Raw genomic sequence first — 14278 nt, forward strand, 5'->3', positions numbered from 1 at the left:
CTCTCCACCGAACCGGTCGAAAACTTTGAATCACATCCAGAAATCGCTTGGAATCGCTTTCGGGCATCCCGTAGCCCCTTGCGGGGAGGGGTTGGGGGTGGGGGTTTCTTGCTCCGAACGAAGTTTGTGGCGCATGCAGGCACGAGCGGCGTGTGCGCTGTAGGGATGACTAATCAGCTGTCGGTGGGGTGGCTTCCATGAAGTCCATTTCCGTGGACCCCCACCCCCGACCCCTCCCCGCAAGGGGGAGGGGAGCGCACTGATCGGGTCGCGAGAGTTTGGGTCGAGCGCCCCCAAGGCTCCGAGCAAACAAGCACCGGCCCCACAGCAATCACACCCCCCACAAACAAAAACCCCGCCATTTGCGGCGGGGCCCAGTCTGGGAGGAGCAAGCCGGTGAGGCCTGCCGGAGTACCCAGTGAAAGATCAGGCGGGGATGCGCTCGTCCATGTCGTGCGGCTCGCGCAGCACGTAGCCGCGGCCCCAGACGGTCTCGATGAAGTTGCGGCCTTCGGAGGCGTTGGCGAGCTTCTTGCGCAGCTTGCAGATGAAGACGTCGATGATCTTCAGCTCGGGCTCGTCCATGCCGCCGTAGAGATGGTTGAGGAACATCTCCTTGGTGAGCGTGGTGCCCTTGCGGAGCGAGAGCAGCTCCAGCATCTGGTATTCCTTGCCGGTCAGGTGCACGCGCTGGCCGCCGACCTCCACCGTCTTGGTGTCCAGGTTGACGACGAGGTCGCCGGTCTGGATGACCGACTGGGCGTGGCCCTTGGAACGGCGGACGATCGCGTGGATGCGGGCGATCAGCTCGTCCTTGTGGAACGGCTTGGTCATGTAGTCGTCGGCGCCGAAGCCGAGACCCTTGACCTTGTCCTCGATCCCGGCGAGGCCGGAGAGGATCAGGATCGGCGTCTTGATCTTCGAGACGCGCAGCTGCTTGAGCACGTCGTAACCGGACATGTCGGGCAGATTGAGGTCGAGAAGGATGATGTCGTAATCGTACAACTTGCCGAGGTCGACGCCTTCTTCGCCAAGGTCAGTCGTGTAGACGTTGAAGCTCTCAGACTTCAACATCAGCTCGATCGACTGCGCGACGGCGCTGTCATCCTCAATCAGCAAAACGCGCATGCCAGTTCCCCATAGTCGCCGCTCCGGGCGTCAGGTCGGCCGCCATCGCGGCACTCAAAACGCCTTTGAACAACTGATTCGGATCCTGACGAGAGATGGTTAACAAATCCTGATTCCCCTCCGCAAGCTCTATCCGTGCAATTTTTATCGAATCGCCGTAAGGTGTTGCGATAAGGCAGTTTTTCTTAGCCGTCCTCGTTCAAGCTCCATGTTAAGAGATGGACCTAACCGACTCTCAGATCTCACCGCTTTTCGAAGGCGGCAAAGCGAAGCACGTCAGTCACTCCAGACCATGACGTAATGATTAATGATGCGAGTAAACACAGAGTTAAACCGACGACGCGAATCTGCCCCTACTTAAGGTTTTCGCAATGAAGGCTCTGGCGCAATGAACTTTCTCTCGCGATGAAGGCGCTTTGGCAATGAAGGCCCTGGCCGAGCAGATCAGCGACATCGACGCCGTGAACACCTATGGGCGTGTCGTCGGCGTGAAGGGACTCATGGTGGAGATCGCCGGGCCGATTCATGCGATGTCGGTCGGCGCGCGCATCGTGATCGAGACCGGCAACAATTACATCCCTGCCGAAGTGATCGGTTTCTCCGGCAAGAATGCCGTGGTGATGCCGTTCGCCGGGCTGGAGGGCGTGCGCCGCGGCTGCCGCGCCGTGATCGCCAATGCGGCCAACCAGGTGCGGCCGTCGCCGGCCTGGCTCGGCCGCGTCATCAATGCGATGGGCGAGCCGATCGACGGCAAGGGGCCGCTGCCGCAGGGCGCCTCGCCGGTTCCTTATCGGAACAATCCGCCGCCGGCGCATTCGCGCAGGCGCGTCGGCTCGCCGCTCGATCTCGGCGTCCGCGCATTGAACACCTTTCTCACCTGTTGCCGCGGTCAGCGGCTCGGCATCTTCGCCGGCTCGGGCGTCGGCAAATCGGTGCTGCTGTCGATGCTGGCGCGCAACGTCGATGCGGCGGTGTCGGTGATCGGACTGATCGGCGAGCGCGGCCGCGAGGTGCAGGAGTTCCTGCAGGACGATCTCGGCGATGAGGGTCTCGCGCGCTCGGTCGTCGTGGTCGCGACCTCCGACGAGCCGGCGCTGATGCGAAGGCAGGCGGCGTATCTGACGCTCGCGATCTCCGAATATTTCCGCGACGAGGGCAAGGATGTCCTTTGTCTAATGGACTCTGTGACGCGCTTTGCGATGGCGCAGCGCGAGATCGGGCTGTCGGCTGGCGAGCCGCCGACCGCCAAGGGCTACACGCCCACCGTGTTCACCGAGCTGCCGAAACTGCTGGAGAGGGCGGGGCCGGGCAGCGGCGACGGCACCATCACCGGGATCTTCACGGTGCTGGTCGATGGCGACGATCACAACGAGCCGGTGGCGGATGCGGTGCGCGGCATTCTCGACGGCCACGTCGTGATGCAACGTTCGATCGCCGAACGCGGCCGCTATCCGGCGATCAACGTCCTCAAATCCGTGTCGCGGACGATGCCGAAATCGGCCGACCCCGTATTCTTGCCGACCATCATGCGGGCGCGCCAGGTGATGGCGACCTACGCCGACATGGAGGAGCTGATCCGGCTCGGCGCCTACCGCGCCGGTTCCAGTCCGGAGGTCGACGAGGCGATCCGGCTGCACGAGCCGTTGGAGGCGTTCCTGCGCCAGCGCAAGGACGAGGTCTCGACGTTGCAAAGCGGGTATCGGGAGCTGGAACAGATCCTGGGGCGCTTGGAAACGGAAAGCTAACTTTGTCGGGTAATCATCCCCTCCATGTAACGAGCCTAGTCGGCGAGCCCAGGGAGGGCGGCCGGCCCTGTCCCGCGCCGTACACGGGACTTCTGGGGAGTATGAGTCGATGAAGTCGCGCGAAACGCTGATCCGTCTGAAGAAGTTTCAGGTGGATGAGAAACGCCGCCGGGTGACGCAGATCGAGGGCATGATCGCTGACTTCCAGCGCATGTCGGCCGAGCTCGAGCGGGAGATCCAGACCGAGCAGGAGCGGGCCGGCATCAACGACCCGACCCATTTTGCCTATCCGACCTACGCCAAGGCCGCGATCCAGCGCCGGGAAAACCTGACGCGCTCGGCCGACGAGCTGCGCACCCAGCTCGAGGACGCCAAGGCCGCGTTGTCCGAGGCGTTCGAGGAGATGAAGAAGGTCGAGCTGCTCGACGAGCGTGACCAGGCCCGAGAAAAGGCCGAGGAGAGCGCCCGCGAGCAGGCCGACATGGACTCTATCGGCCTGATGCGCGCCCGGCTCGGCGTCATCGCCTGAGCCTCTCGCCGTCACGGCTGTCGCTTTCGAAAACCCGGGCCGCGAGGTCCGGGTTTTTCGTCGCGCCCGCCCCGGTGGAGAGTTGCCCAGGACTTGTGCTACGGGAGGACGTAGGCTCGAACGAGGGAGTGGGGCGATTTTCGGGGAAGCTGAATGCTGACGCCGGCAGAGCTGGTCTGGTTGCTTGCCGCTGTTGCCAAGGGGGACGAGGCCGCCTTCGAGCGCCTCTACGCGGCGACGCGCGCGAAACTCTATGGCGTCGTGCTCCGTATCTTGCACCGACAGGACCTCGCCGAGGAGGTCGTCCAGGAGACCTATGTGAAGGTCTGGAACAACGCCGCGCAGTTCAACCCGGCCGTTTCTTCCCCGATCACCTGGATGGCCGCCATCGCCCGCAACCGCGCCATCGACCTGGTGCGCAAGCGCGGTGAGTTGTCTTTGGAGGATGAGCCCTCCGCGCTCGAGGTTGCGGCCGAGACGCCGGATCCGCTGGCGCGGCGCGAGATGTCGGAGGAGCTCAAGCGTCTTTTGGAATGTGTCGGCCAGCTCGAGCCCGACCGCCAGAAGCTCGTGCTGCTTGCCTACTATAACGGCTGGAGCCGCGAGCAATTGGCGACCAAGTTCGAGGCGCCGGTGAACACGGTGAAGACCTGGTTGCGGCGGAGCATGATGGACATCCGCCAATGCCTCGGTCTCGGATGAGGTGCCGTTCGAGCCGGCGAGAGACCTTGTAGGACGTGACCTGGACCTGTGATGGCGTATAGCGAAGACCATATCGCGCTGGCGGCGGAATATGCGCTCGGGACGCTCGACGCCGCCGAACGGGCGCAGGTCGAGACCATGATGGTGGTCGACAAGGATTTTGTCGCGCTGGTCCAGGCGTGGGAATTTCGTCTCGGTCCGCTCAACCAGATGGTCGGGCTGGTCGAGCCGCGCCCCGAGCTGTGGGAGCGCATCAAGGCCGAGATCGCGCGGTTGCGCGCGTTCGCCGAGAGCGCGCCGCCGGCTGAACCGGTGGCGGTGGCCGAGGCTCCAGTCTTTGCTGTTCATCCTGACCCTGCGCCTCCCGAGGGTTCGCCTGTCGCGGCGGAAGCCCGGCCGATCGAAGCGGCTTCGGTCGAGGCGCCCGAGCCTGAGGTCGCGGCCGTCGCCGCGATGCGCAGCGCGTCTGCAGCGCATGAGATCGCGAATGACGATGCGAATGTGGTGCGGCTCTCGTCCAAGGTCCGGCAGTTGCGCGCGGTTGCCAACAGCATGACCGCGCTCGCGGCCGTGCTGCTCGCGCTGGTCGGTGTCCAGGTTTACCGCCCCGATCTCTTGCCGCAGCCATTGCGGCCGAAGCCGCGGATCCAGACTGTGGAGGTCAAGGTGCCGGTCGCGCAACCCTCCGCCCAGTTCGTTGCCCTCCTGCAGAAGGACGCGGCGTCGCCGGCGTTCATCTTGACCGTCGATGCTGCCAGCAAAAGCTACACCGTGCGCCGGGTCGGCGCTGCGCCGGAGCCGGGCAAGAGCTTCGAGCTGTGGCTCGTATCCGACAAGCTGCAGAAGCCGCGCTCGCTCGGCGTGATCGGCGGCAGCGACTTCACCAGCCGTCCCGTTCTCTCGTCCTACGACGCCGACACCGTGAGTCGCGCGACCTACGCCGTCACGGTCGAGCCCGAGGGCGGGTCGCCGACCGGGCAGGCGACCGGGCCGATCGTTTTTTCCGGCAAGCTGATCGAGACGGTGCCGCCGGCGCGGTGATTCAAGGCCCAAAAAAGAAAACGCCCGTGGGGAGCGGGCGTTTTCAGTAGTCGACTTGGGGTTGGGTCTACTACATATCCACGCGGCCAGTTGGGGGGGCTGTGAGAACCGCGTGAATTCGGGAAATTCCTGTCAGCGAACCAGCGATGTCTCCGAACTCGTCACCACGACCGGCTTGCCGGCCTTGAGGACCTTTGCCGTCTGCGCGTAGTTCGGCTCCGCGTTGAGACGGGCGGAGATGCCGAAGCCGGCCACTGCGATGCCAGCCACGAGCGCCACCACCACGATCTTGAGGTGGGTGGTCCGATCCGCGCTGTAAATCGAGTGGTTCATGGAAGCCTCCTGCCGTCTTCCGTCCTTCGCTGATTCGTGTGAGCCGGGGGCTTTCCGGTTCATCGTCTCGCGTGAACTAACGTAGGAAACCTCAATTCTGTTTCGTAGACCACATCACAAGTGTGTGATAAGGCGTGATGCTTCGCGATCGAAAGTCGATGAAACATACATTTATATAGCTATATCAATAACTTGACTTGTTGTTCGGTGTGCGGATGAAACTTCAGCCACTTAACGCAAATTTAAGAATTTGTTTGCCTGTGGCGGTAAAGCAAGGGGTGGTCTGCCGGTAAAAACGGCAAAAGCCGGCGCCTGGCGCCGGCCCCGCTGATCAAACGCGCTCGGGATTCCGCGGTTCCGCAACGCCAGCCGTCACACGCTCCCCACCGTCTTCAGCCGCGCCCGCGGATGGATTTCTGCCTGCGACAGCACCGTGGTCTGGGCCCGGAAGCGCTCGACCAGCGAGCGCACGAAGGGCCGGATCGCGGCCGACGTCACCAGCACCGGCGATTCGCCCTCGCGCGCGGCGCGCTCGAACGCATCGCGCGTCGCGGTCATGAACTCCGACAGCTTCGACGGCTGCATCGCCAGGCTGCGCTCCTCGCCCTGGCCGATCAGCGATTCCGCAAACGCCTGCTCCCACCTGGCCGACAGCGCGATCAGCGGCAGGTAGCCCATCGGCGAGGTGTTCTGAGCGCAGATCTGGCGGGCGAGGCGGGCGCGCACGTGCTCGACGATCGTGGCCGGGTTGCGCGAGAACGCGAGCGCGTCGGCGATGCCTTCGAGGATGGTCGAGAGGTCGCGGATCGAGATGCGCTCCGACAACAGCAGCTGCAGCACGCGCTGGATGCCGGAAATCGTGATCTGCGTCGGCACGATGTCCTTGACCAGCTCGCTCTGCTCCTTCGGCAGCTCCTTCAGGAGCTTCTGCACCTCGCCGTAGGACAGCAGGTCGCTCATATTGGCCTTGAGCAGCTCGGTCAGGTGCGTCGACAGCACGGTCGCCGCGTCGACGACCGTGTAGCCCTTGAGCGTCGCCTCTTCCTTCAGGCCGGCGTCGACCCAGGTGGCGGGCAGGCCGAAGGTCGGCTCCGTCGTGTGGATGCCGGGCACCGCGACCTGGTTGCCGCCGGGGTCCATGACCATGAACTGGCTCGGCCAGATCTTGCCGGAGCCGGCGTCGACCTCCTTGATCTTGATGATGTAGGTGTTGGCCTCGAGCTGCACGTTGTCGAGGATGCGCACCGACGGCATCACGAAACCCATCTCGATCGCCAGCGACCGGCGCAGCGCCTTGATCTGGTCGGTCAGGCGGTCGGTGCCGTCGGGTGCGTTCACGAGCGGCAGCAGCGCATAGCCGAGCTCGATCTTGAGGTCGTCGATCTTGAGCGCGGCCGAGATCGGCTCCTCGGCGGCCGCGGCGGTGGCAGCCGCCGCCGGCGCTGCAGCCGCGGCGACCTCCTCGGCCTTCGCGACCTCCTTCTGCTTGCGCGCCTTGAGGGCGAGCGCGGCGGCGCCGCCGCCGAGCGCCAGGAACGGAAGGGTCGGGATGCCCGGCAGCAGCGCCAGCACCAGCATCACGGCGGCCGACATGCCGAGCGCCTGCGGATAGCCCGAGAACTGCTTGATCAGCGCCTTGTCGGCGGCGCCGCTGACGCCGGCCTTGGAGACCAGGAGGCCCGCGGCGGTCGAGACGATCAGCGCCGGCACCTGGGTGACGAGGCCGTCGCCGACGGTCAGCGTGGTGTAGGTGCGGGCGGCCTCGGCAAAGCCGAGACCCTGCTGGGCGACGCCGATGATGATGCCGCCGATGATGTTGATGAAGACGACGAGCAGGCCGGCGACGGCGTCGCCGCGGACGAATTTCGAGGCACCGTCCATGGCGCCGAAGAAGCCGCTTTCGTCCTCCAGCTCCTTGCGCCTGATCTTGGCGACCTTCTCGTCGATCAGGCCGGCGGAGAGGTCGGCGTCGATCGCCATCTGCTTGCCGGGCATGGAGTCCAGATGGAAGCGCGCCGCGACCTCGGCGATGCGGCCCGAACCCTTGGTGATGACGACGAAGTTCACCGTCACCAGGATGGCGAACACGATGATGCCGATGACGAAATTGCCGCTCATCACGAAGTTGCCGAACGCCTCGATGACGTGGCCGGCGGCATCCGTGCCCTCGTGGCCGCGCGACAGGATCAGCCGGGTCGAAGCCAGGTTGAGCGACAGCCGCAGCATCGTGGAGATCAGGAGGATGGTCGGGAAGGACGAGAATTCCAGCGGCGCCTGGATGAACAAGGCGGTCATCAGGATCAGGATCGACAGGGTGATCGAGATCGCCAGGAACAGATCGAGCACCAGCGAGGGCAGCGGCAGGATCAGCACCACCAGGATGGTAAGGATGCCGAGCGCCAGCGCGATGTCGCCGCGCAGGACTGCTGTCTTGAGGTCAGCGAATGAGAACCCGCCGGCCGGAGATCCGACCCCCTGACCCGCCGTGACGTCGACCATGGCTTTCGCCCCTTCCCGCCGGCCGCGTGTGCCGGCCCCAAACGACTGCGCGACGGCCGCAGGGCCGCCGTTCCGAAACTGAGGTACCGCGCCGGCGTCCACGGAAGGTCTCCTCCGTCAACTGCACCCAACCACGACACGCACATTCCACCCGGCAATTTTTGCCCGGTGGTTGGTTAGCGTTCGGTTAACGGCGGTTAACAAAAGGTTGCGGGGGGCAGGAGAGCGGGCGCACTCGGCGAGCCAGGCGCTGATCTGCATCGGTCGGTCTCCTGCATCGGCTTGGTTGGCGTGCGCCCGCGGTCTCGCGGCGCCGTGCGCCCGAGTTGTGCGTCAGGTCCGCCCTCGATCGGATGGAGGGCGCAGGGAAGGCCGGGCGCTGGCCGCGCCCGTGGCCCGCCTGCAGAAAAAAAGCAGGCGGCAGTCACCACAGGTCTGGCCGAAACACCCGGCCTTCCCTGCGCGACGGTTGGAACGGCTTATACGTGGTCTCCCTGGTGCACCGGGCTTGTTGGCCACCATGCGCGACGGCGCGCTTGCGCACGCCAGCCGCGGGACACCAGCATCGGGGTGTCAGGACCGCACGATTTCGCCGTGCGCAACGAACCGTTCGTCCGCGCGACCAGGGGCCACGCTGCGATTCCTCGCGCCCATCGCATCCCACTCCCCACGTCTCATGACGGTCGCGACACGCCCCTCCGGCGGAAGCAGGACGGGGGGATATAAGCATGATTTCTGAAAAAAGGAAATAGAAAAATTACTGTGTGACTTGGGCCTAGAAGCTGGACGCAAGAGTGTTGCAGGGTCGATCATGCGCGCGGATCCAAGCTGCAGCGTCAAGACGCAGAGCGGCTCGGTTCACGAGAGCCGCGCAGCGGTCGCGCCTTACAGCGCCGATACAAGAACGTCTAGCCCGCGTAGCTTGTAAGTGAAGTCCTCCGGGCGACTATAGGATGCGAGAGATCCGCCACTCTTGAAGTCGCGATGGAGGTCGAACAGAGGGGCTTCGGCCTCTTTGTTTTCTGTCCGCATCCGCACCACTTCGGGCCATGCGACCCAACAGGCGCGTTCATCAAGGTGGTCATTCAGCGTGAACCGGGCTGCATACCGCGGAATCACCATAAGGGTCGGCGGTTTCGATTCAGAGGCTCCGTCGGGCATGCCAAGCGCTTTTGCAATCCGTCTCGCGCTGCGCCCATCGACCCAACTAGAGACCCGATCCACCCATTCATTTGCCTTGAGCAGATTAAGTCTTCGACTTTCGCGCTCCTTCGGCGACATACCGTGTATATCGGGCCACTTCAGCTGAACCAGAGCGAGATCACCGGTCTGGCGGTCAAGAATGGCCGCATCCACATCGGTGATATGGCTGCCGTCTTCACGACGGAGTGTCATGCCGTGATCAGGCACATGGAAGCGTGGTTCGCCAAAGTGATTTTTCAGGTCCTCGCGAAAATACACCTCGCGCCCATCCACTGCTTTGTCCCAGTCGCGGGTGTGTCTCAACCGCAGTGTGCGAACAAGGCCGCAAACGGGATTGAGAAGGCCGCCGAACAACGGAAGCAGAAGCCAGCCGCCGCCAACGTCCACATAGAACGGAGCCGGGATTTCGTGGTGGTGCTGCCAGGACGCGATCGACTGCGCGTCCAAAGCCAAGTGCGCGATCGTATCATTCGCATGTTTCGGCTGGTCTCCCGCTTCGATCCACACGGCACGGGCATCGCGTCGAAGTACGGGAACCGTGAGCAAGTTTCGGATCGATAAAGCGGGAAACCGCGTCATGAGGCGTGAGGCATACGCGACGTGGTTGAACACGCGACCAAGCGCGGCCACGCAAAGCGTACGCCATTCGGCAAATGGTCTGCCGCCAATCATGGCGTCGTGAGGCAATGCTTCCGCTTCCGCGCAGCCGAGCACATCGATCATTGCGCGTTGTCGGTACGTCTCGATCAGTTCGGGATGGCCTTCGTAGTTGATGAACCATCCGTCATGCACGGTAGAGGTGGCGTCCAGCAGGCTCTCTACATACGCATTATCACGCGTCGGACCCTGCATGAGCGCGACGCGGCGCATGGTTTCGGCGGTCAACCAGCGTGCGGCATGTACGTCCATTAACTCCCCCACACCAGCGTTCATCTCAATCCGCATCGTGGCGACGTCGACCATTTCGCTTCGCGCGAGGCCATACCGCTCTAAGGCGGCGAAGCGCCGCATGCGGGCAAGCGTACCGAACTCGAAGAGCATCCGGTCGATCCAGCGGGCAGTCTGAGGCGCCGCCGGGCCAAAGGGCAGCCCCCGGCCTCCCTTTATCAGCGGCAGGAAAGTGGCAAGCGCGGGCGCGACACCCAATAGGATCAGCCGCAACTCGTCCCGGGCCACCGCGTTCAGGGAATTGTCCGCTTCGGACGCGCACTGGATAATGTAGGCCGCATAATCGGCGGAGCGGACGATTTCGATGACAGCTTCGCGCTCAAGCCCGTTCCACGTCTTGCAGACCTGGGCCTGAAGCTCGTCAAACTTTTTCTGCAAAATGGGCTCGGCAATTCCCATCATCGGTTTCCGCCGGGCTGCCTGGTCTCAAGCTTCGATCTCACCTTCCGCACGACGGATTGCGGATTGGTCTTGATCTGGGTTTCACCAAAACGAAGCACTGACCAGCCATCGCGCCTCAACGCGCGGTCGACTTGGCGATCCCGCTCCATGTTGCGCTCGATCTTGGCTCGCCAGAACCCGTTCATACGCGACTTTAGTCGATGATAGTTTCGGCCATGCCAAAAATCGCTGTCGATAAATACCACGAGGCGATGCCCGACAAACACGATATCCGGTGTTCCGCGCAACCGCCGATAATGCTTGCGGTAGCGGTAGCCAAGCGGATAAAGCTCCGCGCTGAGGGCGCGCATGATCTTGAGCTCGAACCGCGTATTGCGACCGCGAACAGCGGCCATGAGGCGGCTTCGCTGGTCCTTTGACATCACGTCGGGCATAGTTATAGCCTAGGTTGTTTCCTCAAAAAACATACCTTAGTCCATCATGCAAACGAACGGGCCTCATTTCACCGAAACCCTCAAAGCGCTCCAACTGACGGGTCAACAGGAGGCGGACGCGCGCCGGAACGCCTCCGACATTGTTGGGGGTATCATCGAAGCTTACGGCACCAGAGCCGATGGCGGACTTGACACGGCACGAATCCCTAACGCGCCGATAACCGGTTTGGTCTATGGCCGCATCCAGAGCGGCAAAACGCGCGCCATGATCGCGAGCACGGCGATGGCGTTCGACAACGGTTTCCGGATATCGATCGTGATGACTAGCAACATCAACGATCTTGTCAGACAGACCCACCTCGATTTCGCGGGCGGCACCTCCGGCGTTCTCATCCTGACAAAAGACGATGCGCTGGATCGGGAGGTTGCGGATACCAAGCTCGTGATGGAGCGGACTGGCAATTGCCTGTTAATCGTCTGCTCGAAGGGCAACAAGAGCCTGACGAATGTGGCGAAGTTCCTGCGGGCGATCGATGCCGATCAATATCCCGCAATCATTTTCGACGACGAGGGCGATCAGGCGTCGCTCGATACGAATACGCGGAAGCGAACCAAACAGGCTGCCGCTTCCGGAGTTCGCGTTGGCCCGAGCCCGATCAACAACATTATTCAAACCAAGCTGCGCCCGGCCGTGCAGCGGCATGTGTATGTCAGCGTGACCGGCACGCCGCAAGCCGTGTTATTGCAGAGCGCCGATTCAACCCATCGACCAAGCTTCATCAAGATGCTTCCGGCGGGTTCATCCTACGTGGGGGGCGAAGCTTTTTTCAGCACGGAAGAGCCGGAGGACAACGAGCGGCTCATCACGCTGGTTGATCGTAACGAGAAGCAGCAACTCTTGGACGCGAGGAGCGAGATTCCGCCGGGATTACGCGATTCTATCCTCTTTTTTCTCGTGGCGGCAGCGGCGGCCATCCGCAATATTGGACTGAAGGACCATGGGTATTCGTATCTGTGCCATCCGAGCCTGAAGAACAACGAGCAGGCTATAGCCGAAGATCGCATTGGTCGCTTTTTGACCGATGTCCTGGACGCGCTGACGGGGGGGACTGGTGGTCGGCAGGTCCTCGATGACCTGGAATCGGCCCACGCCAGGTTGTCCGCGACGCTTGGCGCTCAAACGCCGACCTTCGACGAGGTAAAGGAAACGCTGCGAAAGTTCCTGCCCTTGAAGCGCCTCTTGGTAATCAATGCCAAGGTGAAACGCGTCGGGATTAACTACGGCAAAGGCCTGAACTTCCTTATCGGCGGCAATACGCTTGGTCGGGGCATCGCGATTCGAGACCTGCTGGTCACATACTACATTCGCGAGGCGAAGGTGTCGCAAATCGACACGATGCATCAGCACGCGAGAATGTATGGCTATCGCAGCGTGACGATCGAGTACACACGCCTCTTCATCCCGCGTCACTTGTACTATCGCTTCCGCGACATCTATCAATCGGACGAGGATCTTCGGGCGTACATCGAACGGCACGCGGCGCTGCCCGCGACCTTTCCCGTCGAATACACGTCCGGGCTGCGAGCGACGCGTCCCGGCGTTCTCGACGCCAAGAAGATCGATACGGTCGTTCCCGGCAAGCAAGTGTTTCCGAATTACATCGTGCTTCCGCAATCCGATCGGGTGTACGAGAAGGTCCTTGGGTTGGTTCGGCATCAATTCGGATTTGCGACCGAGAGCGTCGACGAAATGGTGAGCCGAGGACGCCAAGGCGTAGAGATCGACGCCGCGGCCGCGGCCGCTCTGATCGCGCCCATCAGGAGTCGCTCCCGTAACATTTGGCGCGACAACACCATCGCCGAGATAATTCGTCGCGTCGCAGCAAAGGAGCAGTTCGGCGGCCGGATCATGCTGCGGTTCAGAACCGCCGACCGCCGGGTGGACGACGAAGGCTTCATATCGACAGGTATACTTTTCGGCGGCGAGTTGGACGCGGCCCGCGCGGCAAGGATTCCGACGCTTTGGATTTTCGCGGCTACGACGCGGGCGGGCAGCGCGGATGGTGCAGGGCTCAAGTTCATGTACCCGACGTTCGTCGTCCCGAACTCTTATCCAACCTTGTTCATGTTCAATCGCGGCGAGTAAAGTGCTATGTCCAAGAGAGTAACGCGTCGCGCGAAACAGCCCGCGGAACCGAAAATAAAAGTCGTCGATCTCTTCTGCGGGGTCGGCGGCCTTTCGCATGGCCTCAAACTCGAAGGCTTCGATGTCGTCGCTGGCGTCGATAACGACAAGTCATGCAAATTCGCATTCGAGCGCAATAACCGCGCGAAATTCATCGGCAAAGATATCGCACGTTTCTCGTCGTCGGAATTGAACAAACTTTTCGGCGATGCCTCGATCCGTGTGCTTGTGGGTTGTGCGCCATGCCAGCCGTATTCGTCCCTGACGCGCAAGAAACTTTCGAAGGAGAAAACTCGAGAGCGTTGGTATCCGTTGTACCGGTTCATGCGTTTGGTGAGCGCGGTGCAGCCGGAAATCGTTTCCATGGAGAACGTACCCGACCTCTCCAACAAGAAGAAGTATGAGGTTTTCGATACGTTTGTGAAGCGTCTCACTCAGTTGGGCTATCGCGTTTCCTTCAAGACCGTGGACGCGTCGCGGTATGGCGTTCCACAGCGCCGCAATCGGCTCGTCTTGCTGGCTTCAAAACTTGGGGAGATCGACCTTATCGCCGAGACGCATTCCGAAGAGACGGTCGTGACGGTTCGCGATACTATAGGGGAATTGCCCCGTCTGCGCGATGGCGGAATGGATCGAATGGATCCGCTGCATCGTGCCAGCAAGCTGAGCCCGCTAAACAAGATGCGTATCGCGGCGACGCCGAAGAACGGGGGAAGTGCGACGAGTTGGAAGACCTCTCTCATACCGAGTTGCTATCGTAAAGAATCCGGGAAGTCGTATATGGTGACCGTGTATGGTCGTATGCGCTGGAACGATCCTGCACCGACCATGACGACCCATTGCACCACATTGGGTACGGGCCGTTTCGGTCATCCGACGCAGAACCGCGCCATTTCTTTGCGTGAAGCCGCACGTTTTCAAACGTTTCCCGATAGTTATGTGTTTCACGACGAGCAAGATCTGAACATTACTAGGACGGCGAAGCACATTGGCAACGCCGTGCCGGTCTTGCTTGCTCGCGCTATCGGCAAATCCATAAAGAAGCACATTCGTCAAGCGGCGACTTGATTGAGGGCGTCGGAGCTATCGGCATATGCCTGTTCCGTAATCGTGGCCGCGTGATCTAGTC

At 62.2% G+C, this 14278-nt stretch carries 11 protein-coding genes; 6 read left to right on the forward strand and 5 right to left on the reverse strand.

Translation table 11 applies throughout. From position 1 onward, the window contains the following. Positions 1 to 426: 426 nt before the first annotated feature. Positions 427 to 1128: a response regulator transcription factor CtrA gene (ctrA, locus tag QX126_RS23645; RefSeq protein ID WP_012046382.1), complete on the reverse strand. Its 702-nt coding sequence runs from the start codon at positions 1126 to 1128 to the stop codon at positions 427 to 429. Positions 1129 to 1550: 422 nt separating this feature from the next. Here ctrA and fliI point away from each other — a divergent pair, with 422 nt between their 5' ends. The 4 genes from fliI to QX126_RS23665 all read left to right on the forward strand — a co-directional run bounded on the left by fliI (position 1551) and on the right by QX126_RS23665 (position 5145). Beyond that, a complete protein-coding gene (fliI, locus tag QX126_RS23650) occupies positions 1551 to 2873 on the forward strand; it encodes a flagellar protein export ATPase FliI (protein WP_315734073.1) in 1323 nt (440 codons plus the stop codon). A 109-nt stretch (positions 2874 to 2982) separates the two neighbouring features. Further along, a complete protein-coding gene (fliJ, locus tag QX126_RS23655; RefSeq protein WP_315714036.1) occupies positions 2983 to 3402 on the forward strand; it encodes a flagellar export protein FliJ in 420 nt (139 codons plus the stop codon). A 153-nt stretch (positions 3403 to 3555) separates the two neighbouring features. Next, positions 3556 to 4104, forward strand: coding sequence for a sigma-70 family RNA polymerase sigma factor (locus QX126_RS23660; protein ID WP_315714037.1), 549 nt, complete (start codon positions 3556 to 3558; stop codon positions 4102 to 4104). Positions 4105 to 4155: 51 nt separating this feature from the next. Beyond that, a complete protein-coding gene (locus tag QX126_RS23665; protein ID WP_315784001.1) occupies positions 4156 to 5145 on the forward strand; it encodes an anti-sigma factor domain-containing protein in 990 nt (329 codons plus the stop codon). A gap of 132 nt (positions 5146 to 5277) precedes the next feature. Here the strand turns inward: QX126_RS23665 and QX126_RS23670 are convergent, their stop codons facing one another. The 4 genes from QX126_RS23670 to QX126_RS23685 all read right to left on the reverse strand — a co-directional run bounded on the left by QX126_RS23670 (position 5278) and on the right by QX126_RS23685 (position 10964). Then, positions 5278 to 5478, reverse strand: a complete 201-nt coding sequence (locus tag QX126_RS23670) for a hypothetical protein (RefSeq protein ID WP_315734069.1) — start codon at positions 5476 to 5478, stop codon at positions 5278 to 5280. 372 nt (positions 5479 to 5850) lie between these two features. After that, complete coding sequence (gene flhA / locus QX126_RS23675; protein ID WP_315714040.1) at positions 5851 to 7977, reverse strand: flagellar biosynthesis protein FlhA; 2127 nt, start codon at positions 7975 to 7977, stop codon at positions 5851 to 5853. A gap of 885 nt (positions 7978 to 8862) precedes the next feature. Continuing rightward, positions 8863 to 10527 (reverse strand): hypothetical protein, encoded by a 1665-nt coding sequence (locus tag QX126_RS23680; protein ID WP_315784003.1) that lies wholly within the window; start codon positions 10525 to 10527, stop codon positions 8863 to 8865. After that, positions 10527 to 10964 carry a very short patch repair endonuclease gene (locus QX126_RS23685; RefSeq protein WP_315784005.1) on the reverse strand — a complete coding sequence of 146 codons (438 nt, stop codon included), beginning with the start codon at positions 10962 to 10964 and terminating at the stop codon, positions 10527 to 10529. The genes QX126_RS23680 and QX126_RS23685 overlap by 1 nt, the downstream gene beginning before the upstream one ends. Before the next feature lie 46 nt (positions 10965 to 11010). Between QX126_RS23685 and QX126_RS23690 the strand changes: the two genes are divergently transcribed. Then, positions 11011 to 13110, forward strand: a complete 2100-nt coding sequence (locus tag QX126_RS23690) for a Z1 domain-containing protein (protein ID WP_315784007.1) — start codon at positions 11011 to 11013, stop codon at positions 13108 to 13110. A gap of 6 nt (positions 13111 to 13116) precedes the next feature. Further along, complete coding sequence (locus QX126_RS23695) at positions 13117 to 14217, forward strand: DNA (cytosine-5-)-methyltransferase (protein WP_315784008.1); 1101 nt, start codon at positions 13117 to 13119, stop codon at positions 14215 to 14217. Positions 14218 to 14278 lie beyond the last annotated feature (61 nt).

The sequence above is a fragment of the Bradyrhizobium sp. SZCCHNPS1003 genome, from assembly GCF_032381555.1.
Taxonomy (GTDB): domain Bacteria; phylum Pseudomonadota; class Alphaproteobacteria; order Rhizobiales; family Xanthobacteraceae; genus Bradyrhizobium.